Source organism: Pseudomonas sp. IT-P395 (genome assembly GCF_949767675.1).
Classification (GTDB): domain Bacteria; phylum Pseudomonadota; class Gammaproteobacteria; order Pseudomonadales; family Pseudomonadaceae; genus Aquipseudomonas.
Genome location: NZ_CATKPW010000013.1, coordinates 15,919 through 37,353 on the forward strand (window position 1 = coordinate 15,919; position 21,435 = coordinate 37,353).

The following is a 21,435-nucleotide window of genomic DNA, read 5'->3' on the forward strand; positions in this document are numbered from 1 at the left end:
TTATTGAATTTGGAAACCTGCACAAGCCCCTCCATAATCGCCGCCAGCTCATGCTGACAGCAGTTTTTATGGCGGCTATGTACGGGCGGACTTTGTCCGGCCGGGTTGGTTTCCTTACCGGTAATCTCACTCCGTACATAGTTGCCACCTCATTTCTCGAGTGAGATCGGAAATGAATGGCGTCAGTTAATAAGGAAATTTTCCATGGATAAATTGATACCTGACCCACCCCTCGATACCCCACTCGAAGACGCCATCCGCGCCGACGACCAGATCAAAACCCGCGAAGCCATCAAACGCGCCCTGGATTTCTATCTCAGCCCCGACCCGGTCAAGCCCCGGCAACCCAGCACGATGTTCCTGATCCAGCCAAACATCGACACCGAAAGCCTGCTGGCGCATGCCTGTGAATCACTGGCGTCGGCGAACACGTTAACCGGTAACTTTGCCGATCAACTGGGCCGGCCCGAGCGTAATACGGCGTTGGCGATTCAGCAGATCATCATGCTGGCCGAGTTGGCGGTGAATCGGGCGCTGGATCGGGTTGATCCGCAGACCTGAGACCGCGTTATCGTTCTTCGCGAGCAGGCTCGCTCCCACATTTGGGACGCGTTCCCTTTGTAGGCGCGAGCGTGCTCGCTATGGAGCCGGTTCATGCACCAAAAATCCAGGTACAAGAATGGTGATTATCACCGGTAACGGCCCGGTTTTTTGGTTTCATAAGCAGATGAATGCTTGATTCAATGGCTTATTTCAATTCGATATGAAGCTCACCGCAAACCTGTAATTTATGACAGTAGATAATCTTTCCAATGCGCCTGAGTATTTCTTCAAGCCGAGTACGTTTCGCTACTGCAAGGAGCGACTTCGAGGCTTGAACGAAAACACATAAGGACTTGACCATGAGTTATCCGATTATTACTGACTACAAAGCCTTCAGGATTTACGAATATGAATGGGGCTTCTCCCGCTTTCAAGTTTGTTATAAGGACGGAACCCCTTATTCACAGTTATGCGCTACGAGGGAAGATGCACAGCGCATCGTCGATGAGATTGGGACTTAAACCTCTAGAACAGTAGAAGTCTTGTCTGACCTATCAACGTTGTCGCCTGCTTTGCGGGGGTTGTAGGGTGGAACCGGCGACCATGCTCTGATCGCCGGTTTTTCATTCAGCCCAGATCAAATCACTGCATCAACACTTCAATCGAACCATCAGCGGTCATGCTGACCTGGCTGGTGCCTGCTTCAACTTCCGGCGTAACCGGCGCGGAATCCATCGCCGCCGCTTTCATCATCATCGGTGCGCGCAGGTACGGTTGTGGATAACCGTTGCTGTTGAGGTTCAGGTTGACGATTTTGTAACCCTTGCCGCCCAGTGCATCGGTGGCCAGTTGCGCGCGGTTTTTGAAGGCGGTCACGGCTTCTTTGAGCAACTGGTCTTCGCTGGCCTTGCGGGTCGGGTCGGCGATGGCGAAGTCCATGCCGCCCATTTTCAGGTCGCCCAGCAGTTCGCCGGTGAGTTTGGACAGGGCGGCGAAGTCGGCGCTTTCCAGGCGCAGTTCGGCGCGTTCACGCCAGCCGGTGATCTTCTGGCCTTTGGTGTCGTAGATCGGGTAACTGTTGCGGCTGCCTTGGCGCAAGGTGATGTCTTTGACTTGCTTGGCCTGGGCCAGGGCCTTGTTCATGGTGGTGCTGACGTCGGCGGCGAGTTTGGCCGGGTCGGTGTTTTGCTCTTCGGTGTAGAGGGTGACAATCATCAGGTCGCGGGCCACTTCCGTGCTGACTTCGGCGCGCAGGGAAATCTGGTTGTAGTGCAGCTCATCGGCGGCCAGGGCCGGAAGGCTGGCGATGCTGCCGACGGTCAGGGCGAGAAGGGCGGCGCTGCGGCGGAATGTGTGCATGAAAGCTCCTTGATGAGGGCGCAGGTGATGGTTCGGGGGCCTGCGTGAAACCATCAGACTCTAGCTTTTATGATCCGGTTCGCCCAGTTACAACTTCTATACACATCGGCGGGTCAGCTGTGCAGCCCTTCGCGAGCAGGCTCGCTGCCACCTTTGAAATGCATTCCCCCCTGTGGGAGCGAGCTTGCTCGCGAAGAGGCCCTTATAGCCGCCGAAGATGTCTTCGCCATGTGGTCGTTTGCCGCACTTTCGCCTCTCAAGGCCGTGGCTTGGTTATACTCCGTGCGATCCGCCTGGAGCGCTCATCAGGAGAGCTCATGCTCGCCCCCGTACAATTGACTTCCGCCACTCGCCAGAACCTCTGGCGGCTGACTTTTATTCGCACCCTGGTGCTCGCCGCGCAGGCCGGTTCTGTAGGCCTGGCCTACTGGCTGCAACTGCTGCCGTTGCCGTGGGTGCAACTGGCAATGACCCTTGGCTGCTCGACGCTGCTCTGCGTGTTTACCGCGGTGCGTTTGCGTACCTCGTGGCCAGTGACCGAACTCGAATATGCGCTGCAACTGGCCTGCGATCTGGTGATCCACAGTGCGCTGCTGTACTTCTCCGGCGGTTCGACCAACCCGTTTGTTTCCTATTATCTGGTACCGCTGACCATCGCCGCGGTGACACTGCCGTGGCGCTATTCGGTGATCCTCTCCGGCATCGCGCTGGCACTGTACACGGTGATGCTGACGCGGTTCTATCCGCTGGAAACCCTGCCGGTCGCCCGCGAGAATCTGCAGATCTACGGCATGTGGCTGAGCTTCGCGCTCGCCGCGGCGGTGATCACCTTCTTCGCCGCGCGTATGGCTGAGGAGCTGCGCCGTCAGGAAGAATTACGCGCGATCCGCCGCGAAGAAGGCCTGCGCGATCAGCAATTGCTCGCCGTCGCCACCCAGGCTGCTGGCGCCGCCCATGAACTGGGCACACCGCTGGCGACCATGAGCGTGTTGCTCAAGGAAATGCAGCAGGACCATCCTGACCCGATGCTGCAGGACGACCTGAAGGTGCTGCAGGATCAGGTCAAACTCTGCAAAGAAACCTTGCAGCAACTGGTGCGCGCCGCCGAGGCCAACCGGCGTCTGGCGGTCGAGATGCAGGACGTCACCGACTGGCTCGATGAAGCGCTGAACCGCTGGCACCTGATGCGTCCGGAGGCCAGTTATCGCTTCCACCGTCTCGGCCAAGGCACCGTGCCGCGCATGGCGCCGCCGCCGGATCTGACCCAGGCCTTGCTGAATCTGCTCAACAACGCCGCCGATGCCTGCCCGGAAAACCTCAAAGTGACCCTGGACTGGGACGTCGAGAACCTGACCATCAGCATTCGTGACCACGGCGCCGGCGTGCCGCTGGCCATCGCTGAGCAGATCGGCAAACCGTTTTTTACCACCAAGGGCAAAGGTTTCGGCCTGGGCCTGTTTTTGAGCAAGGCCAGCGTGACACGCGCCGGCGGCTCAGTGAAACTCTATAGTCATGAGGAAGGCGGCACGCTCACCGAGCTGCGCCTGCCCCACGGCGCCCGAGGAGACCAACATGAGTGACGAAATCCAAGTCGAAGGCGAAGAACTGCCGCATTTGCTGCTGGTCGACGACGACGCAACCTTCACCCGCGTCATGGCCCGCGCCATGGCTCGCCGTGGCTTTCGCGTCAGCACAGCAGGTTCCGCCGAAGAAGGCCTGACCATCGCCCAGGCCGATCTGCCTGATTACGCTGCGCTCGATCTGAAAATGGACGGCGATTCCGGTCTGGTACTGCTGCCCAAGTTGCTGGAGCTGGACCCGGAAATGCGCGTGGTGATTCTCACCGGATATTCGAGCATTGCCACCGCAGTCGAAGCGATCAAGCGCGGCGCCTGCAACTACCTGTGCAAACCGGCCGACGCCGACGACGTGCTGGCCGCGTTGCTCTCCGAGCATGCTGATCTCGACAGTCTGGTGCCGGAAAACCCGATGTCGGTTGACCGCCTGCAATGGGAACACATCCAGCGTGTGCTCACCGAACACGAAGGCAACATCTCCGCCACTGCCCGTGCCCTGGGCATGCACCGCCGCACCCTGCAGCGCAAACTGCAGAAGCGCCCGGTTCGTCGCTGAACCTGCGCTGAACGACTATCGCCAGCCCTCGCGATAAAACGCACCGATCATCTATGATCGGTGCGTGTCTGTTCTTTTCTATATCGAGCCTTATCCATGAATCAGAACGCTGAATATTCCGCGGTCAACGATGCTGTGCGCGGGCAATTTTTTCGTAAAGTGTGGGCGATGACCACGCCTTACTGGCGCAGCGAAGAGAAGGGCAAGGCCTGGACATTGCTGATTGCCGTGATCGCGTTGTCGCTGTTCAGCGTGGCGATCTCGGTGTGGATCAACAGTTGGTACAAGGATTTTTACAACGCTCTGCAAAAGAAGGACGAAGCGGCGTTCTGGCAGTTGATCCTGTATTTCTGCGGCATCGCCACGGTGGCGATTCTCGGCGCGGTGTATCGCCTGTACCTGACGCAGATGCTGACGATTCGCTGGCGGGCGTGGCTGACCGAGAACCACTTCAAGCGCTGGCTCGGCCACAAGAACTACTATCAGCTGGAGCAGGGCGGTTACACCGATAACCCCGACCAGCGGATTTCCGAAGACCTCAACACCTTTACCGCCAACACCCTGAGCCTTGGCCTCGGGCTGATTCGCACGGTGGTCAGTCTGGTGTCGTTCTCGATCATTTTGTGGGGTGTTTCCGGCAGCATCGAAGTGTTCGGCATCGAGATTCCCGGCTACATGTTCTGGTGTGCGCTGATTTATGCCGCCGTCGGCAGTTGGCTGACGCACCTGATCGGTCGACGCTTGATCGGCCTGAACAACCAACAACAACGTTTCGAAGCAGACCTGCGTTTCTCCATGGTGCGCGTGCGCGAGAACGCTGAAAGCATCGCCTTGTATAACGGTGAACCGAACGAAAATCGTCGTTTGAGCAGCCGTTTCGGGCTGGTCTGGCACAACTTCTGGGACATCATGCGCGTATCCAAGCGCCTGACGTTCTTCACTTCCGGCTACGGCCAGATCGCAATCATCTTCCCGTTCATCGTCGCGGCCCCACGTTATCTGGCGGGCAAGATCGAACTGGGTGAGCTGATGCAAATCAACTCGGCATTCGGCAACGTGCAGGAGAATTTCAGCTGGTTCATCAGTGCGTATTCGGATCTGGCCGCGTGGCGCGCAACCTGTGATCGTTTGCTGAGTTTCCGCCAGGCCATGACCGACAACGAAGAGCGCATCCCGGCGATCGACGTGCAGAATCAGGGCAGCGAACTGCAGGTGCATAACCTTGGTCTGGACCTGGCCGATGGTCGTCATCTGTTGACCAATGCCGACATGACCGTGGAGCCGGGTGATCGGGTCATGCTCAGCGGCCGTTCCGGCAGCGGCAAGTCGACGCTGTTGCGGGCGATGGGGCATTTGTGGCCGGCGGGGCACGGCAACATCCGCTTGCCGGCGGCGCGGTATCTGTTCCTGCCGCAAAAGCCGTATCTGCCGATCGGCACCCTGCGCGAGGCACTGAGTTATCCACAACCGGGTGACACCTACGCGTCTGAACGTTATGCACAAGTGCTGGAAACCTGCCGTTTGCCGCATCTGGTCGCGCGGCTGGACGAGGCCAATCACTGGCAACGCATGCTCTCGCCGGGTGAACAGCAACGCTTGGCCTTCGCCCGTGCGCTGCTTTACGCACCGCAGTGGTTGTACATGGACGAGGCGACTTCGGCGATGGACGAGGAAGATGAAGCGACGCTGTATCAGGCGTTGATTGATCAGATACCGGGGCTGAGCATTGTCAGCGTCGGCCATCGCAGCAGTTTGAAACGCTTCCATCCACGGCATGTGCGGATCGAGAGCGGGCATTTGGTTGAACAGACCGTGACTGCCTGATCAACACACATCCCATGTGGGAGCTGGCTTGCCAGCGATGGCGTCGGTTTAGTCGACATCTTCATCGACAGGTATGGCCTCATCGCTGGCAAGCCAGCTCCCACAGGTTTTGTATGGAAATGGAAAGTGATCGTACAACCCGCTTGAGCTATGATGCCCACAAGCCGAATTTTCGAGACTAGATGCACACCATGGAAAACCTGATCGACACCCCGCGTCTCCCGCGCAAGCGCCGCAGCCTGGCCCAGGAACTGGTGACGGTGCTGAGCGAGCAGATCCGCGATGGCCTGCTTAAACGCGGTGACAAATTGCCTACCGAGTCGGCGATCATGGAAGCCCATGGCGTCAGCCGCACCGTGGTGCGCGAGGCGATTTCCCGTTTGCAGGCTGCCGGCCAGGTGGAGACTCGCCACGGCATCGGCACCTTTGTACTCGACACGCCAAGTCCGAGCGGTTTCCGTATCGATCCGGCCACCGTCGTCACCCTGCGTGATGTGCTGGCCATCCTCGAATTGCGCATCAGCCTCGAAGTCGAATCTGCCGGCCTTGCCGCGCAACGTCGCAGCGCCGAGCAACTGGCGACCATGCGCGCCGCGCTCGATGCGCTTAATGAAAGCGCTGCCCATGCCAGTGATGCTGTGGCGTCGGACTTTGCTTTCCACCTGGAAATCGCCCTGTCCACCGGCAACCGCTACTTCACCGACATCATGACCCACCTGGGCACCAGCATCATTCCGCGTACGCGGCTGAATTCGGCGCGCCTGGCCCATGATGATCAGCAGCACTACATGAGTCGCCTGAGCCGTGAGCACGAAGAAATCTACGACGCGATTGCCCGTCAGGATTCCGATGCAGCGCGTGCGGCGATGCGTCTGCACCTGACCAACAGCCGTGAAAGACTGCGCCAGGCCCATGAAGAGGCGCAGGCGCAGGGCTGAGGTTGGATCAGTCTTTAAGCTCGATTACCAGTTGCATTGAATGCTTTTGGGTGCCCGCACGTTCGATGGAGTACTGCAAGACCGCGTTGACGCCAGCTTTGAGCATTTTTTCAAAAAGCGCTTTCGGGATTGCAAACTCAGCGGGCTTTCCAGCGGAGATTGCAGTCAGTACTACGGAGTGTGACCACTGCTCGGCGCCGTCAGAGTCGTACACTTTAAGTGTAATTCTGTCCCCTGAGGCCGCTTCTTGAGACGCAGGTACTATTCCGTGAGCGGGGTCCACCAGGCTATGTACGTGCAGGACGTTATTGATTGCTTCCTTCAGCACAGGTGCTGGCAGCATTTGGATGGCGAAACGTTTATCTGTCATGTTCAAAATCCTTTTCGTTGTCGAAACGAGCCGTTGGCAGCTCAAGCTGATTAATGTCTGAATCGCGAAAGTCTGGCACCTGTAAGAAATACCAGTTTCGATGAACGGTCACTTCACCTCCCGCGACAAGATTCAGCCCTCGATCCGCAACTTCAGCGCCTGCGAAAACGGCTCCATGCTCGATTCATCAGAAAACTTGTAGCGCAGTTCAACATTCCTGTTCAGGTACTGCCGCAGCACCTCTTTGGGAATCTGCAATTCGATCCCCGTGAGTTTCTCCATCTCGTCTTCAGCATCGTCCCAAGTGCCAGTGTTCACTTCCTCACCTGCCCATTCCGGTTCCTCAGGGTCGTCGCCGAGAATCGGGTAGACGCTCCAGTTCGCCGGAAAATCGCTGGAATCCGGGACTTGTACGATCAAGACATCAGGCAGCGTCGATAGCTGAAGCGTGAGGGTGCAGGAGGACCGAGCAGCCATTTTCGAGAGAGTCGGAGCAGCGTAATTCGTGGACATTTCGGGTTCCTTCGAGTGATCCGCCACGATCCTTCGTGGCGGTCGTCACACATTACGCGGCGTAGCAACGGCGCTCAGTAAACGAATCTTGACCAGACGTTTCTGCAATCGAACCCAGTAATCACGGGCCTTTGCGAGAATTCGCGCTAGGGCTTAAACACTTTTGTCCGACAAAAAACCACCCACAACGATGAAATGCAGTTGACGGTTATCTTTTAAGTTGTACGATGACCTACAACTTCAGCGAAGGCTGAACGATCAACTCACAAAAAACGTTGCTACCAGGGTGTTCGAATAATGAATCCACAAGAACTGAAGTCCATCCTCTCTGCCGGCCTGCTGTCTTTCCCGGTGACCGATTTCAACGCGCAGGGCGATTTCAACCGCGCGGGCTATATCAAACGCCTGGAATGGCTGGCTCCGTATGGCGCTTCAGCCTTGTTCGCCGCCGGTGGCACTGGTGAGTTCTTCTCCCTCGCCGCCAGCGAATACTCGGAAATCATCAAGACTGCCGTCGACACTTGCGCAACGAGTGTGCCGATCCTAGCCGGTGTCGGTGGTTCGACTCGTCAGGCCATCGAATACGCTCAAGAAGCCGAGCGTCTGGGCGCCAAAGGTCTGTTGCTGCTGCCGCACTACCTGACCGAAGCGAGCCAGGATGGTGTTGCCGCTCACGTTGAAGCCGTGTGTAAATCGGTCAACATCGGCGTGGTCGTCTACAACCGCAACGTTTGCCGCCTCAACGCACCGCTGCTGGAACGTCTGGCCGAGCGCTGCCCGAACCTGATCGGCTACAAGGATGGTCTGGGCGATATCGAGTTGATGGTGTCGATCCGTCGCCGCCTCGGTGATCGCTTCAGCTACCTGGGTGGTCTGCCGACCGCCGAAGTCTACGCCGCAGCCTACAAGGCGTTGGGCGTGCCGGTTTACTCCTCGGCGGTGTTCAACTTCATCCCGAAAACCGCGATGGACTTCTACCACGCGATCGCTCGTGAAGATCACGCCACCGTCGGCAAGATCATCGACGACTTCTTCCTGCCGTACCTCGACATCCGCAACCGCAAGGCCGGTTATGCCGTGAGCATCGTTAAGGCAGGCGCGAAAATCGCTGGCTATGACGCAGGCCCGGTGCGGGCACCGCTGACCGACCTGACCGGCGAAGAGTACGAAATGCTCGCCGCGCTGATCGACAAGCAAGGTGCGCAGTAACACCCGATAAAAGCGAGGCCGCTGAGCAATCAGCGGCTTTTTGCGTGAAGGCTTTGAGATTTGAGGGCTGCCCCTGTGACAACTGCAAAACGCTACGACAACTACATCAACGGCGAATGGGTTGCCGGTGCCGACTACTCGGCCAACATCAACCCGTCGGAACTGAGCGACACCATCGGCGACTATGCCAAGGCTGACCTGACTCAGGTTCACGCCGCCATCGACGCTGCTCGCGCGGCATTCCCGGCGTACTCGACTTCGGGCATTCAAGCCCGTCACGATTCGCTGGATAAAGTCGGCACTGAGATTCTCGCCCGTCGCGAAGAACTCGGCACCTTGCTGGCCCGCGAAGAGGGCAAGACCTTGCCTGAAGCCATCGGCGAAGTGACCCGCGCCGGTAACATCTTTAAGTTCTTCGCTGGTGAATGCCTGCGTCTGTCCGGCGACTACGTGCCGTCGGTGCGTCCGGGCGTCAACGTCGAAGTGACCCGCGAAGCACTGGGCGTGGTCGGTCTGATCACCCCGTGGAACTTCCCGATCGCGATTCCGGCTTGGAAAATCGCGCCAGCCTTGGCCTACGGCAACTGCGTGGTGTTGAAGCCCGCCGATCTGGTGCCGGGTTGCGCCTGGGCACTGGCGGAAATCATCTCCCGCGCAGGCTTCCCGGCCGGCGTGTTCAATCTGGTGATGGGCAGCGGCCGTGTGGTCGGTGATGCCTTGGTGCAGAGCCCGAAAGTCGACGGCATCAGCTTCACCGGTTCGGTGGGCGTGGGTCGTCAGATCGCGGTCAACTGCGTCTCGCGCCAGGCCAAGGTTCAGCTGGAAATGGGCGGCAAGAACCCGCAGATCATTCTCGATGACGCCGACCTCAAGCAAGCGGTCGAGCTGTCGGTGCAGAGCGCGTTCTACTCCACCGGCCAGCGTTGCACAGCGTCGAGCCGCTTGATCGTCACCGCCGGGATTCACGACAAGTTCGTTGAAGCCATGGCCGAGCGCATGAAGTCGATCAAGGTCGGCCACGCCCTGAAATCCGGCACCGACATCGGTCCAGTGGTTTCGCAAGCACAGCTTGAACAGGACATGAAGTACATCGACATCGGTCAGTCCGAAGGTGCGCGTCTGGTCAGTGGTGGCGGTCTGGTGACCTGCGACACCGAAGGCTACTTCCTCGCGCCAACGCTGTTTGCCGACAGCGAAGCGTCGATGCGCATCAGCCGTGAAGAGATCTTCGGCCCGGTGGCCAACGTCGTTCGCGTGGCCGATTACGACGCGGCGCTGGCGATGGCCAATGACACCGAATTCGGTTTGTCGGCGGGTATTGCGACCACCTCGCTGAAGTACGCCAACCACTTCAAACGTCATTCGCAAGCCGGGATGGTGATGGTCAACCTGCCGACCGCTGGCGTCGATTACCACGTTCCGTTCGGTGGCCGTAAAGGTTCATCCTATGGATCACGTGAGCAAGGCCGTTATGCGCAAGAGTTCTACACGGTCGTGAAGACCAGTTACATCGGTTCCTGATAAACGCAATAACCCTGTAGGAGCTGCCGAAGGCTGCGATCTTTTAAGATCAAAAGATCGCAGCCTTCGGCAGCTCCTACAGGGAATAGATGCAAGACCAAAGAAGATTCACCCGCGCATAAAAATAATCAGTGGGAGTACCTCTACATGCAATCGTCCAAGCCGACTCACGTCCGCTATTTGATCCTGCTCATGCTGTTTCTGGTGACCACGATCAACTACGCCGACCGTGCCACGATCGCCATTGCCGGCTCCAGCCTGCAAAAAGATCTGGGCATTGACGCAGTCACCCTCGGCTACATCTTCTCCGCATTCGGTTGGGCCTATGTGGCCGGGCAAATCCCCGGTGGCTGGTTGCTCGATCGCTTCGGCTCGAAAAAAGTCTATGCCCTGAGCATTTTCACCTGGTCGCTGTTCACCGTGCTGCAAGGCTTTGTCGGTGAGTTCGGCATGTCCACCGCCATCGTTGCGCTGTTCATGCTGCGCTTCCTCGTCGGTCTGGCTGAAGCGCCTTCGTTCCCCGGCAATGCGCGTATCGTCGCCGCATGGTTCCCGACCGCTGAACGTGGCACCGCGTCAGCGATCTTCAACTCGGCGCAATATTTTGCCACCGTGTTGTTCGCACCGCTGATGGGCTGGATCGTGTATTCCTTCGGTTGGGAGCACGTGTTTATCGTCATGGGTATCCTCGGGATCATCTTCTCGCTGGTCTGGCTGAAAGTGATCTACAGCCCGCGTGAACACCCGCGTATCAACGAAGCTGAGTTCAAACACATCGCTGAAAACGGCGGCATGGTCGACATGGATCAGAAGGGCAAAAAGTCCGACGGTCCGAAGTGGGATTACATCCGTCAGTTGCTGACCAATCGCATGATGCTCGGCGTGTATCTGGGCCAGTACTGCATTAACGGCATCACCTATTTCTTCCTGACCTGGTTCCCGGTGTATCTGGTGCAAGAGCGTGGCATGACCATTCTCAAGGCCGGTTTCATCGCCTCGTTGCCGGCAATCTGCGGCTTTATCGGCGGCGTACTCGGCGGGGTGATTTCCGACTACCTGTTGCGCAAGGGCCACTCGCTGACCTTCGCGCGCAAAGCGCCGATCATTGCCGGCCTGCTGGTTTCCAGCAGCATCGTTGCCTGCAACTATGTTGAAGTGGAATGGATGGTGGTTGGCTTCATGGCCCTGGCCTTCTTCGGCAAAGGCGTTGGCGCGCTGGGTTGGGCGGTGGTTTCCGACACTTCGCCAAAACAGATCGCCGGTCTGAGCGGTGGCCTGTTCAATACTTTCGGCAACATTGCTTCGATCACCACGCCGATCGTGATTGGCTACATCATCAGCTCCACCGGTTCGTTCAAATGGGCGCTGGTGTTCGTCGGTGCCAACGCACTGGTCGCGGTGTTCAGCTATCTGGTCATCGTTGGCCCGATCAAACGTGTGGTACTCAAAGAGCCGCCAGCCAACGGCGGTGTTGAAGCCAGCGGTAAATTGTCCCAAGCGCATTCCTGAGGAGCGGCGTCATGCAGTTGATTGAACATTCCGACTCGCCGCGCCACATCCGCCTGCACGAGCGGGACAATGTGGTGGTCGTGGTCAACGACCAGGGCGCACCGGCCGGCACTGAGTTTGCCGATGGCCTGGTGACGCTGGAATTTGTGCCGCAGAGCCACAAGGTCACCCTCGAAGACATTCCCGAGGGCGGCCAGGTGATTCGCTACGGTCAGGTGATCGGCTACGCATTGCAGCCGATTCGCCGTGGCAGTTGGGTCAAGGAAGATCAACTGCGCATGCCGACCGCGCCGCCGCTGGACAGCTTGCCGCTGTCCACCGAGGTGCCGGACGCGCAGGCACCGCTGGAAGGCTTCACCTTCGAGGGCTATCGCAACGCTGACGGCACCGTCGGCACGCGCAATATTCTCGGGATCACTACGACCGTGCAGTGCGTCACCGGCGTGCTTGATCACGCGGTAAAACGCATCAAGGAAGAGCTGCTGCCGAAGTACCCGCATGTCGATGACGTCGTGGCGCTGACCCACAGTTATGGCTGCGGCGTGGCGATTACTGCCACCGACGCTTACATCCCGATTCGCACCGTGCGCAATCTGGCGCGTAATCCGAACCTCGGTGGCGAGGCGTTGGTGATCAGCCTCGGTTGCGAGAAATTGCAGGCCGGGCAGGTGATGCACGAAGACGATGCGTCGGTGGATCTCAGCGATCCGTGGCTGTATCGCTTGCAGGATTCCAGTCACGGCTTCACCGAGATGATCGAGCAGATCATGGAATTGGCTGAGGTCCGTTTGAAGAAGCTCGACCAGCGCCGCCGCGAAACCGTGCCGGCGTCCGAGTTGATCCTCGGCATGCAGTGTGGCGGCAGCGATGCGTTTTCCGGGATCACCGCCAACCCGGCGCTGGGTTATGCCTCGGACTTGTTGTTGCGTGCAGGGGCGACGGTGATGTTTTCCGAAGTCACCGAAGTGCGCGATGCGATTTACCTGCTGACTTCACGCGCCGAAAGCAAAACCGTCGCCGAGGAACTGGTGCGCGAGATGGACTGGTACGACCGTTACCTGGCCAAGGGTGAAGCGGATCGCAGCGCCAACACCACGCCGGGCAACAAGAAGGGCGGGCTGTCGAACATTGTCGAGAAGTCGCTGGGTTCGATCGTCAAATCCGGCAGCAGCGCAATCAACGGCGTGCTCGGCCCGGGCGAGCGGTTCAAGCAGAAGGGTTTGATTTTCTGTGCAACGCCGGCGAGTGATTTTGTTTGCGGCACGTTGCAGTTGGCGGCGGGGATGAACTTGCATGTGTTCACCACCGGGCGGGGTACGCCGTATGGTTTGGCGATGGCGCCGGTGGTGAAGGTATCGACGCGGACGGAATTGGCGCAGCGCTGGCCTGATCTGATTGATATCGACGCCGGAAGGATTGCGACCGGGCGCGCGACGATCGAGGAACTGGGTTGGGAGTTGTTCCACTACTACCTGGATGTTGCCAGCGGCAAACAGCAGACGTGGGCGGAGAAGCACAAGCTGCATAACGACATTACGTTGTTTAACCCGGCGCCGATTACTTGATGCGTGACCGGCTCGGCCCTCACCCCAGCCCTCTCCCGGGGGGAGAGGGGGCCGATCCGGAGATATTTTAGAAGTACATCGACTTGAAAGTGCTTTGCCGAATCCATAATCGACTCGGTCTTGCAGGTCGATGTATGCCGCAAAACACCTCGGTCAGTCCCCTCTCCCTCGGGGAGAGGGGGCCGATCCGGGGATATTTAGAAGTACATCGACTTGAAAGTGCTTTGCCGAATCCATAATCGACTCGGTCTTGCAGGTCGATGTATGCCGCAAAACACCTCGGTCAGTCCCCTCTCCCTCGGGGAGAGGGTTAGGGTGAGGGGCTTTTCAAGCTTTTGGCTTATCATTAGCCCCCTAACGACGCTCACCCAAGGCTCCCCGGCATGCTGGCAATCTTCCTCGAAACCCTGAACATCACCGCGCCGGTGTTTGCCATGCTGTTTCTCGGTGTGCTGCTCAAGCGCATCGACTGGATCAACGACAACTTCATTCACACCGCTTCGTCGCTGGTGTTCAACGTCACCATGCCGGCGCTGCTGTTCCTCGGCATTCTGCATGCCGATCTGCACGCCGCGTTGCAACCGTCCCTGCTGATCTACTTCTCCCTCGCCACGCTGGTGAGCTTTGCCCTGGCCTGGGGCTGGGCGATTTTCCGTTGCCCGCGCGAAGATCGCGGCATCTATACCCAAGGCGCGTTTCGCGGCAACAACGGCGTCATTGGTTTGGCACTGGCGGCGAGCATGTATGGCGATTACGGGATTTCCCTCGGGGCGATTCTCGCGGCGCTGGTGATCCTGTTCTACAACACGCTGTCGACCATCGTGTTGGCGGTGTACAGCCCGGTGATCAAGTCCGATCCGTGGAGCATCTGCAAAAGCGTGTTCAGCAATCCGCTGATCATCAGCGTGATTGCGGCGGCGCCGTTTGCCTATTTCAAGATCGGTTTGCCGGGATGGCTGGAGACCTCCGGTCAGTATCTGGCGCAGACCACCTTGCCGCTGGCGTTGATCTGCATTGGCGGCACGCTGTCGCTGGCGGCGTTGCGCAAGAGCGGCAGCATGGCGCTCAGTTCCAGCCTGGTGAAGATGATCGGGTTGCCGGTGCTGGCAACGCTGGGAGCGTGGTTGTGGGGTTTTCGCGGCGCGGAATTGGGGATTCTGTTTTTGTACTTCGGCAGCCCGACGGCGGCGGCAAGTTTTGTCATGGCCCGGGCGGCGCAGGGCAATCATGAACTGGCGGCGGCGATTATCGTGATGACCACGTTGATGGCGGCGATCACCACCAATGTCGGGATCTTTGTTTTGCAGTGGGGTGGGTGGATATAAAGGCAAGATCAAAAGATCGCAGCTGCGGCAGCTCCTACAGGAGACCGCATTTCCATGTAGGAGCTGCCGCAGGCTGCGATCTTTTAGCTTTTCTCGTAACTGTCGATCACTTCCTGCGCCGCGCGAAACGCATCAATCGCCGCCGGCACGCCGGCATACACCGCGCAATGCAGCAACGCCTCACGAATCTCGTCCACCGTGCAGCCATTGTTCAGCGCACCGCGCACATGGCCTTTCAATTCCTGCGGGCACTTCAGTGCCGTCAGCGCGGCGAGGGTGATCAGGCTGCGGGTTTTCAGCGGCAGACCTTCGCGATTCCACACACCGCCCCAAGCGTGTTCATTGACGAAGTCCTGCAACGGTTGAGTGAACTCGGTGGCGTTGCCCAAGGCGCGATCAACAAACGCATCGCCCATTACCTGACGGCGGACTTCAACCCCGGACTTCTTCGATTCGGTCATGGCATATCCCTCTTGTGGTGTTGGCGGCGCCAGGCGCGTATCGACGTGAACAACAAGAACGTCAGCAGCGTTGGCAGGACATAAAACAACATCATTCGCTCAAGCTTGCCGGCCAGGGGCATGCCGGTGGTGAACGACACCACGTGCAGCCCGTACGCCAGATACAAACCGAGCAGCAGCAGACCTTCGGCTCGCGTCACGCGGTAACCGGAATAAAACACCGGCAGGCACAGCGCGGCGACGCCGAGCATCACCGGCAGATCGAAATCCAGTGCGTTCGGCGACACCGACAGCGGCGTCGGCGCGATCAATGCGGTCAGGCCGAGTACCCCGAGCAGATTAAACAGGTTGGTACCGATCACGTTGCCGACGGCAATATCCCGTTGCCCGCGCAGTGCGGCGATCAGCGAGGTCGCCAGTTCCGGCAGCGAGGTGCCGACAGCGACAACGGTCAGGCCAATGACACGCTCGGAAAATCCAAGATCAGTTGCCACCACCACGGCAGCTCCGAGCAAAAGGTGCCCGGCAAATACCAGCATCGCCAAACCGACGATGATCATCAGCGAACTGCCGATCCACGACGCTTGGCTTGTTTCAATGCGCTCCGTGTGCGGCCGCGTCGAGTGTCGTGACTGGCGCAGCAGCAAGCCGAGATACAGCGCCAATGCGCCGAGCAGCAGGATGCCGTCGAAGCGACCGATCTCTTCGTTCCAGGCCAATACGAACACCAGCAGGCTGGCGCCGATCATCAGCGGAATATCGAGGCGCACCAATTGCCGCGAAACGCGCAGAGGAATGATCAGCGCGGAAAGGCCGAGGGTGACAAGGATGTTGAAGATGCTGCTGCCGACTACGCTGCCAACGGCAATGTCCGGGTTATGCGCCAGTGCCGCTTGAAGACTGACGGCCATTTGCGGCGCACTGCTGCCGAGGGCGACGATGGTCAGACCGATGATCAGCGGCCGCACATGCAGACGCGCCGCCAGACGCACCGCCGCACGCACCATCAGTTCGGCGCCGAAGATCAGCAGGCACAGGCCGGCGAGCAGTTCGATCACGCTGATCAGGGGCAAATCGGCTAATCCGAAAATGGTCAGCGCTCCATCAGTCGTCGAGGGCCTGCACGCGAACCCGTGCGGTGCCGCTGCGCAGCATGCCGAGTTGTTCGGCAGCCTCGCGGGACACGTCGATCAGGCGTCCACGGGTATGCGGACCACGGTCATTGATGCGGACCACGACGGATTCATCGTTTTTCAGGTTGGTGACCTTCACCCGTGTGCCGAAGGGTAACTGGCGATGGGCGGCGGTCAGGGAATTCTGGTTGAACGGCTCGCCACTGGCGGTGCGTTTACCGTGGTGCTTGGCACCGTAATAGGAGGCGACGCCGGTCTGGTCGTAACCGTGCGGGTCGATGGTGTCGGTGCTGGCGCAACCGGCCAGCAAGGAGAGCAGGGCGCAGGCGCCGAGCAGACGTTTCATTCAGATACTCCAAAGTGATCGTTCCCACGCTCCAGCGTGGGAATGCATCCCGTGACGCTCTGCGTCACACCGCAATGGACGCGGAGCGTCCGGGGCGGCATTCCCACGCAGAGCGTGGGAACGATCCCCGAGCGCGGGGCCGGAATCAGCCTTCGAGCTTGCTTTTCAGCAGTTCGTTCACCTGCTGCGGGTTGGCTTTGCCTTTCGACGCTTTCATCGCCTGGCCGACGAAGAAGCCGAACATCTTGCCGCGTTTGGCTTCATCCGCCGCACGATACTGTTCAACCTGCTCGGCGTTAGCCGCGAGCATTTCGTCCAGTACCGCGGAGATCGCGCCGCTGTCGGTCACTTGCTTCAGGCCGCGTTTTTCGATGATCTCGTCCGCGCTGCCTTCGCCGTTGGCCATCGCTTCGAACACCACTTTGGCAATCTTGCCGGAGATGGTGTTGTCCTTGATGCGTTGCAGCATGCCGCCCAACAGTTCAGCGGAAACCGGCGACTCGTCGATGTCCAGGCCTTGCTTGTTGAGCAGGCTGCCCAACTCGACCATCACCCAGTTCGCCGCCAGTTTGGCGTCGCCGCCGATGGCTGCGACTTTCTCGAAGTAGTCCGCTTGCTCACGGCTGGTGGCCAGCACGTTGGCGTCGTACGCCGACAGACCGAACTGGCTCTGGAAGCGCTCGCGTTTCTGCGGAGGCAGTTCCGGCAGGGTGGCGCGCACCTCGCCGAGGAACGACTCTTCGATGACCACCGGCAGCAGGTCCGGATCGGGGAAGTAACGGTAGTCGTTGGCTTCCTCTTTCGAACGCATCGGACGGGTCTCGTCCTTGTTCGGATCGTACAGACGGGTCTGCTGGATCACTTTGCCGCCGTCTTCGATCAGCTCGATCTGACGCTGGATCTCGGAGTTGATCGCCTTCTCGATGAAGCGGAACGAGTTGACGTTCTTGATCTCGCAGCGCGTGCCGAATTCAACCTGGCCTTTCGGACGGATCGACACGTTGCAGTCGCAACGCAGCGAGCCTTCGGCCATGTTGCCGTCGCAAATACCCAGATAACGTACCAGCGCGTGAATCGCCTTGACGTAAGCCACGGCTTCCTTGGCGCTGCGCATGTCCGGCTCGGAAACGATTTCCAGCAGCGGCGTGCCAGCACGGTTCAGGTCGATGCCGGTGGCACCGTTGAACTCTTCGTGCAGGCTCTTGCCGGCGTCTTCTTCCAGATGCGCGCGGGTGATGCCGACACGTTTGACCGTGCCGTCTTCGAGGGCGATGTCCAGGTGACCCTTGCCGACAATCGGCAATTCCATCTGGCTGATCTGGTAGCCCTTCGGCAGATCCGGGTAGAAATAGTTTTTACGCGCGAACACGTTGTGCTGACCGATCTCGGCGTCAATCGCCAGACCGAACATCACCGCCATACGCACCGCTTCCTGGTTCAGCACCGGCAGCACGCCGGGCATGCCCAGGTCGATCAGGCTGGCCTGGGTATTCGGCTCGGAACCGAATGTGGTGGAACTACCGGAAAAGATTTTCGACCGGGTAGTGAGCTGAGTGTGAATCTCCAGCCCGATCACGACTTCCCATTGCATGTGTGTCTCCTCAGAAGCCGGTTGGGGTGCGGGTGTGCCAGTCAGTGTTCAACTGATACTGGTGCGCAACATTGAGCAAACGGCCTTCCTGGAAATACGGCGCGAGCAATTGCACGCCAACCGGCAGACCGTCGACAAAACCGGCCGGCATCGACAGGCCCGGCAGGCCGGCGAGGTTGGCGGTGATGGTGTAGACGTCTTCCAGATAGGCAGCGACCGGGTCGCTGTTCTTGGCGCCAAGCTTCCAGGCCGGGTTCGGCGTGGTCGGGCCGAGGATGATGTCGACTTCATTAAAGGCAGCCATGAAATCGTTCTTCACCAGGCGACGGATCTTCTGCGCTTTCAGGTAGTAGGCGTCGTAGTAACCGGCGGACAGCGCGTAGGCACCGACCATGATCCGGCGCTGGACTTCCGCGCCGAAGCCTTCGCCACGGGAGCGCTTGTACAGGTCGATCAGGTCTTTCGGGTGCTCGCAGCGATGACCGAAACGCACGCCGTCAAAACGCGACAGGTTCGAGGAGGCTTCTGCCGGCGCGATCACGTAGTAGGCAGGAATCGCGTGCTGCATGTTCGGCAGGCTGATTTCCTTGATCACCGCACCGAGCTTCTGCAGCTCTTTGATGCTGTTCTGAATTAGCTCGGCGATGCGCGGGTCGAGACCGGCGCTGAAGTATTCCTTCGGTACGCCGATGCGCAGGCCTTGCAGCGATTCGTTGAGGCTTGCGGAGTAATCCGGCACCGGCTCATCGATGCTGGTGGAGTCGTTCTGATCGAAGCCGGCCATACCTTGCAACAAAATTGCGCAGTCTTCGGCCGTGCGCGCCAACGGGCCACCCTGATCGAGGCTGGAGGCGTAAGCGATCATGCCCCAGCGCGAAACGCGACCGTAAGTCGGTTTCAGGCCGGTGAGGTTGGTGAATGCCGCCGGCTGACGAATCGAACCGCCAGTGTCGGTGGCCGTCGCCGCTGGCAACAGACGAGCAGCAACCGCCGCCGCCGAACCGCCGGACGAACCGCCCGGTACGTGTTCCAGGTTCCACGGGTTTTTCACCGCGCCGTACCAGCTCGACTCGTTGGCCGAACCCATGGCGAATTCGTCCATGTTGGTCTTGCCCAGGGTCACGGCACCGGCAGCGGCCAGCTTCGCGACGACAGTAGCGTCGTACGGGGCTTTGAAATTGTCGAGCATCTTCGAGCCGCAGCTGGTGCGAATGCCCTGGGTGCAGAACAAGTCTTTGTGAGCGATCGGCGCACCGAGCAGGGCGCCGCTCTCACCGTTGGCGCGGCGGGCATCGGCGGCTTTCGCCTGCTCGATGGCCAGCTCTTCGGTGAGGCTGATGAAACTGTTGAGCTGCGGATCAAGCTGGGTAATGCGCGCCAGCAGGACTTTGGTCAGCTCTTCGGAGGAAAACTTTTTATCGGCGAGACCGCGGGCGATCTCGGCCAGAGTCATTTGATGCATTGCAGGCTCTTTCCCTTTAGTCGATGACTTTCGGAACCAGATACAGGCCGTTTTCGACCGCTGGTGCGATGGACTGGTAGGCCTCGCGGTGATTGCTCTCGGTCACGACGTCGGCGCGCAGGCGCTGACTGGCTTCCAGCGGGTGGGCCAGAGGCTCGATTCCGTCGGTATTAACAGCCTGCATTTCGTCGACCAGACCGAGAATGCTGTTGAGAGCGGAAGTAATGTGTGGAAGATCGGCATCATTGAGGCCAAGGCAGGCCAGATGAGCGATTTTTTCCACGTCGGAGCGTTCTAGCGCCATCGGGATTCTCCTGTGGAAAACAGAACGGACGGCGTCCGTGTGTTAGATTGTCGGAACACTACCGCACTTCTACGGTCATAAGGCCGCGATTGTGGGGCTTGGTGCACAGAAAAGCGGCCAATTTAACATATTGGCGCCTTGCCCAAAATCCCTGTCGTTGTTAGAGTTTGCCGCACTTTTTTACCCACGCGTTGCCTAGGGTCCCTTTCCCATGTTCAAGAAACTGCGTGGCATGTTTTCCAGCGATCTTTCCATTGACCTGGGCACTGCCAACACCCTTATTTACGTGCGCGAGCGCGGTATCGTCCTGAATGAGCCATCGGTTGTGGCCATTCGGACACACGGTAACCAGAAAAGTGTCGTTGCTGTCGGCACCGAGGCCAAGCGCATGCTCGGCCGTACGCCGGGCAACATTGCTGCCATTCGTCCGATGAAGGACGGCGTGATCGCCGACTTCAGCGTCTGCGAAAAGATGCTGCAATACTTTATTAACAAGGTTCACGAAAACAGCTTTCTGCAGCCTAGCCCTCGTGTGCTGATCTGCGTTCCATGCAAATCCACTCAGGTTGAGCGTCGTGCCATCCGTGAATCGGCCCTCGGTGCCGGTGCCCGTGAAGTGTTCCTGATCGAAGAGCCGATGGCTGCTGCGATCGGTGCCGGCCTGCCGGTCGAAGAAGCACGCGGTTCGATGGTCGTGGATATCGGTGGTGGTACCACTGAAATCGCGCTGATCTCCCTGAACGGTGTGGTCTATGCCGAATCCGTGCGCGTTGGCGGCGACCGCTTCGACGAAGCGATCATCACCTACGTGCGTCGTAACTACGGCAGCCTGATCGGTGAATCCACCGCTGAGCGCATCAAGCAGGAAATCGGCACGGCCTACCCGGGCGGCGAAGTTCGCGAAGTCGACGTTCGCGGTCGCAACCTGGCCGAAGGCGTTCCACGCGCATTCACCCTGAACTCCAACGAAGTGCTGGAAGCTCTGCAAGAGTCTCTGGCTACCATCGTTCAGGCCGTGAAAAGCGCGCTGGAGCAATCGCCGCCGGAACTGGCTTCCGACATCGCCGAGCGTGGCCTGGTGCTGACCGGTGGTGGCGCGCTGCTGCGTGATCTCGACAAGTTGCTGGCCCAGGAAACCGGTCTGCCAGTCATCGTTGCCGAAGATCCGCTGACCTGTGTTGCTCGCGGCGGTGGCCGTGCATTGGAAATGATGGATAAGCACACCATGGATCTGCTCTCGAGCGAATAAGTCGCCGAGTGCAATACGTGGGTGAGCGCGCAGGCAGCACTTTGCAGTGCTGCCTGTTGGCGTTTATCTTCTGTCAGTCT

At 59.1% G+C, this 21,435-nt stretch carries 20 protein-coding genes and 1 pseudogene; 12 read left to right on the top strand and 9 right to left on the bottom strand.

All coding sequences use genetic code 11. The features are described from left to right. Nucleotides 1-204 precede the first annotated feature (204 nt). Both ACM6IN_RS12460 and ACM6IN_RS12465 read left to right on the top strand, forming a co-directional pair. Nucleotides 205-561, top strand: a complete 357-nt coding sequence (locus ACM6IN_RS12460; protein ID WP_150650068.1) for a DUF6124 family protein — start codon at nt 205-207, stop codon at nt 559-561. Nucleotides 562-902: 341 nt separating this feature from the next. Further along, nucleotides 903-1,064 carry a hypothetical protein gene (locus ACM6IN_RS12465; protein ID WP_414894725.1) on the top strand — a complete coding sequence of 54 codons (162 nt, stop codon included), beginning with the start codon at nt 903-905 and terminating at the stop codon, nt 1,062-1,064. 121 nt (nt 1,065-1,185) lie between these two features. Here the strand turns inward: ACM6IN_RS12465 and ACM6IN_RS12470 are convergent, their stop codons facing one another. Beyond that, on the bottom strand, nt 1,186-1,902 hold the full coding sequence (locus ACM6IN_RS12470; protein WP_122843135.1) for an SIMPL domain-containing protein: 717 nt from the start codon (nt 1,900-1,902) through the stop codon (nt 1,186-1,188). A 317-nt stretch (nt 1,903-2,219) separates the two neighbouring features. Between ACM6IN_RS12470 and ACM6IN_RS12475 the strand changes: the two genes are divergently transcribed. The 4 genes from ACM6IN_RS12475 (at nt 2,220) to ACM6IN_RS12490 (ending at nt 6,797) form a co-directional block, all read left to right on the top strand. Beyond that, nucleotides 2,220-3,482, top strand: coding sequence for an ATP-binding protein (locus ACM6IN_RS12475; protein WP_007915316.1), 1,263 nt, complete (start codon nt 2,220-2,222; stop codon nt 3,480-3,482). After that, a complete protein-coding gene (locus ACM6IN_RS12480) occupies nt 3,475-4,035 on the top strand; it encodes a response regulator transcription factor (protein WP_003221630.1) in 561 nt (186 codons plus the stop codon). Before ACM6IN_RS12475 ends, ACM6IN_RS12480 begins: the two co-directional genes overlap by 8 nt. Before the next feature lie 96 nt (nt 4,036-4,131). After that, a complete protein-coding gene (locus tag ACM6IN_RS12485; RefSeq protein WP_414916136.1) occupies nt 4,132-5,859 on the top strand; it encodes an ABC transporter ATP-binding protein/permease in 1,728 nt (575 codons plus the stop codon). Between the two features lie 191 nt (nt 5,860-6,050). After that, nucleotides 6,051-6,797 carry a FadR/GntR family transcriptional regulator gene (locus tag ACM6IN_RS12490; RefSeq protein ID WP_176472316.1) on the top strand — a complete coding sequence of 249 codons (747 nt, stop codon included), beginning with the start codon at nt 6,051-6,053 and terminating at the stop codon, nt 6,795-6,797. 7 nt (nt 6,798-6,804) lie between these two features. On the opposite strand, the gene ACM6IN_RS12495 is transcribed toward ACM6IN_RS12490, so the two are convergent. Both ACM6IN_RS12495 and ACM6IN_RS12500 read right to left on the bottom strand, forming a co-directional pair. Further along, a complete protein-coding gene (locus tag ACM6IN_RS12495; protein ID WP_414916137.1) occupies nt 6,805-7,167 on the bottom strand; it encodes a hypothetical protein in 363 nt (120 codons plus the stop codon). 132 nt (nt 7,168-7,299) lie between these two features. Further along, on the bottom strand, nt 7,300-7,680 hold the full coding sequence (locus tag ACM6IN_RS12500) for a hypothetical protein (protein ID WP_414916138.1): 381 nt from the start codon (nt 7,678-7,680) through the stop codon (nt 7,300-7,302). A 297-nt stretch (nt 7,681-7,977) separates the two neighbouring features. On the opposite strand from ACM6IN_RS12500, the gene kdgD reads away from it, so the two are divergent. From kdgD to ACM6IN_RS12525, 5 genes and pseudogenes are all read left to right on the top strand, one after another. Next, entirely contained in the window at nt 7,978-8,889 is a 912-nt protein-coding gene (gene kdgD, locus ACM6IN_RS12505) for a 5-dehydro-4-deoxyglucarate dehydratase (protein WP_007915340.1), read from the top strand. 75 nt (nt 8,890-8,964) lie between these two features. After that, entirely contained in the window at nt 8,965-10,410 is a 1,446-nt protein-coding gene (locus tag ACM6IN_RS12510; protein WP_007915341.1) for an aldehyde dehydrogenase family protein, read from the top strand. Nucleotides 10,411-10,527: 117 nt separating this feature from the next. Then, nucleotides 10,528-11,919, top strand: a pseudogene (locus tag ACM6IN_RS12515) (MFS transporter); the annotation flags it as partial. 11 nt (nt 11,920-11,930) lie between these two features. Then, the gene (gene garD / locus ACM6IN_RS12520) at nt 11,931-13,484 is read left to right on the top strand and encodes a galactarate dehydratase (RefSeq protein WP_077571106.1); all 1,554 of its coding nucleotides are present in this window, start codon (nt 11,931-11,933) and stop codon (nt 13,482-13,484) included. Nucleotides 13,485-13,867: 383 nt separating this feature from the next. Beyond that, complete coding sequence (locus tag ACM6IN_RS12525; protein ID WP_007915344.1) at nt 13,868-14,809, top strand: AEC family transporter; 942 nt, start codon at nt 13,868-13,870, stop codon at nt 14,807-14,809. An 83-nt stretch (nt 14,810-14,892) separates the two neighbouring features. Here ACM6IN_RS12525 and ACM6IN_RS12530 read toward each other — a convergent pair whose 3' ends face one another. From ACM6IN_RS12530 to gatC, 6 genes are all read right to left on the bottom strand, one after another. After that, complete coding sequence (locus ACM6IN_RS12530; RefSeq protein WP_007915345.1) at nt 14,893-15,270, bottom strand: carboxymuconolactone decarboxylase family protein; 378 nt, start codon at nt 15,268-15,270, stop codon at nt 14,893-14,895. Next, complete coding sequence (locus ACM6IN_RS12535; RefSeq protein ID WP_414916162.1) at nt 15,267-16,328, bottom strand: calcium/sodium antiporter; 1,062 nt, start codon at nt 16,326-16,328, stop codon at nt 15,267-15,269. The genes ACM6IN_RS12530 and ACM6IN_RS12535 overlap by 4 nt, the downstream gene beginning before the upstream one ends. Nucleotides 16,329-16,374: 46 nt before the next feature. Further along, complete coding sequence (locus ACM6IN_RS12540; RefSeq protein WP_007915349.1) at nt 16,375-16,749, bottom strand: septal ring lytic transglycosylase RlpA family protein; 375 nt, start codon at nt 16,747-16,749, stop codon at nt 16,375-16,377. Nucleotides 16,750-16,894: 145 nt separating this feature from the next. Then, complete coding sequence (gene gatB, locus ACM6IN_RS12545; protein ID WP_007915352.1) at nt 16,895-18,340, bottom strand: Asp-tRNA(Asn)/Glu-tRNA(Gln) amidotransferase subunit GatB; 1,446 nt, start codon at nt 18,338-18,340, stop codon at nt 16,895-16,897. A gap of 10 nt (nt 18,341-18,350) precedes the next feature. After that, on the bottom strand, nt 18,351-19,802 hold the full coding sequence (gene gatA, locus ACM6IN_RS12550; protein ID WP_007915354.1) for an Asp-tRNA(Asn)/Glu-tRNA(Gln) amidotransferase subunit GatA: 1,452 nt from the start codon (nt 19,800-19,802) through the stop codon (nt 18,351-18,353). A gap of 16 nt (nt 19,803-19,818) precedes the next feature. Then, the gene (gatC, locus tag ACM6IN_RS12555; protein ID WP_007915356.1) at nt 19,819-20,106 is read right to left on the bottom strand and encodes an Asp-tRNA(Asn)/Glu-tRNA(Gln) amidotransferase subunit GatC; all 288 of its coding nucleotides are present in this window, start codon (nt 20,104-20,106) and stop codon (nt 19,819-19,821) included. Between the two features lie 211 nt (nt 20,107-20,317). Here gatC and mreB point away from each other — a divergent pair, with 211 nt between their 5' ends. Continuing rightward, entirely contained in the window at nt 20,318-21,355 is a 1,038-nt protein-coding gene (mreB, locus tag ACM6IN_RS12560; protein ID WP_002555108.1) for a rod shape-determining protein MreB, read from the top strand. Nucleotides 21,356-21,435: the final 80 nt, after the last annotated feature.

What these genes read in the sequence shown, in the direction of transcription:
- mreB (WP_002555108.1), top strand. Translation starts at nt 20,318, where the DNA reads ATGTTCAAGAAACTGCGTGGCATGTTTTCCAGCGATCTTTCCATTGAC.
- ACM6IN_RS12525 (WP_007915344.1), top strand. Translation starts at nt 13,868, where the DNA reads ATGCTGGCAATCTTCCTCGAAACCCTGAACATCACCGCGCCGGTGTTT.
- ACM6IN_RS12475 (WP_007915316.1), top strand. Translation starts at nt 2,220, where the DNA reads ATGCTCGCCCCCGTACAATTGACTTCCGCCACTCGCCAGAACCTCTGG.
- ACM6IN_RS12500 (WP_414916138.1), bottom strand. Translation starts at nt 7,680, where the DNA reads ATGTCCACGAATTACGCTGCTCCGACTCTCTCGAAAATGGCTGCTCGG.
- gatA (WP_007915354.1), bottom strand. Translation starts at nt 19,802, where the DNA reads ATGCATCAAATGACTCTGGCCGAGATCGCCCGCGGTCTCGCCGATAAA.
- ACM6IN_RS12495 (WP_414916137.1), bottom strand. Translation starts at nt 7,167, where the DNA reads ATGACAGATAAACGTTTCGCCATCCAAATGCTGCCAGCACCTGTGCTG.
- ACM6IN_RS12540 (WP_007915349.1), bottom strand. Translation starts at nt 16,749, where the DNA reads ATGAAACGTCTGCTCGGCGCCTGCGCCCTGCTCTCCTTGCTGGCCGGT.
- kdgD (WP_007915340.1), top strand. Translation starts at nt 7,978, where the DNA reads ATGAATCCACAAGAACTGAAGTCCATCCTCTCTGCCGGCCTGCTGTCT.
- ACM6IN_RS12465 (WP_414894725.1), top strand. Translation starts at nt 903, where the DNA reads ATGAGTTATCCGATTATTACTGACTACAAAGCCTTCAGGATTTACGAA.
- ACM6IN_RS12485 (WP_414916136.1), top strand. Translation starts at nt 4,132, where the DNA reads ATGAATCAGAACGCTGAATATTCCGCGGTCAACGATGCTGTGCGCGGG.
- gatC (WP_007915356.1), bottom strand. Translation starts at nt 20,106, where the DNA reads ATGGCGCTAGAACGCTCCGACGTGGAAAAAATCGCTCATCTGGCCTGC.
- garD (WP_077571106.1), top strand. Translation starts at nt 11,931, where the DNA reads ATGCAGTTGATTGAACATTCCGACTCGCCGCGCCACATCCGCCTGCAC.
- ACM6IN_RS12460 (WP_150650068.1), top strand. Translation starts at nt 205, where the DNA reads ATGGATAAATTGATACCTGACCCACCCCTCGATACCCCACTCGAAGAC.
- ACM6IN_RS12480 (WP_003221630.1), top strand. Translation starts at nt 3,475, where the DNA reads ATGAGTGACGAAATCCAAGTCGAAGGCGAAGAACTGCCGCATTTGCTG.
- ACM6IN_RS12530 (WP_007915345.1), bottom strand. Translation starts at nt 15,270, where the DNA reads ATGACCGAATCGAAGAAGTCCGGGGTTGAAGTCCGCCGTCAGGTAATG.
- ACM6IN_RS12490 (WP_176472316.1), top strand. Translation starts at nt 6,051, where the DNA reads ATGGAAAACCTGATCGACACCCCGCGTCTCCCGCGCAAGCGCCGCAGC.
- gatB (WP_007915352.1), bottom strand. Translation starts at nt 18,340, where the DNA reads ATGCAATGGGAAGTCGTGATCGGGCTGGAGATTCACACTCAGCTCACT.
- ACM6IN_RS12470 (WP_122843135.1), bottom strand. Translation starts at nt 1,902, where the DNA reads ATGCACACATTCCGCCGCAGCGCCGCCCTTCTCGCCCTGACCGTCGGC.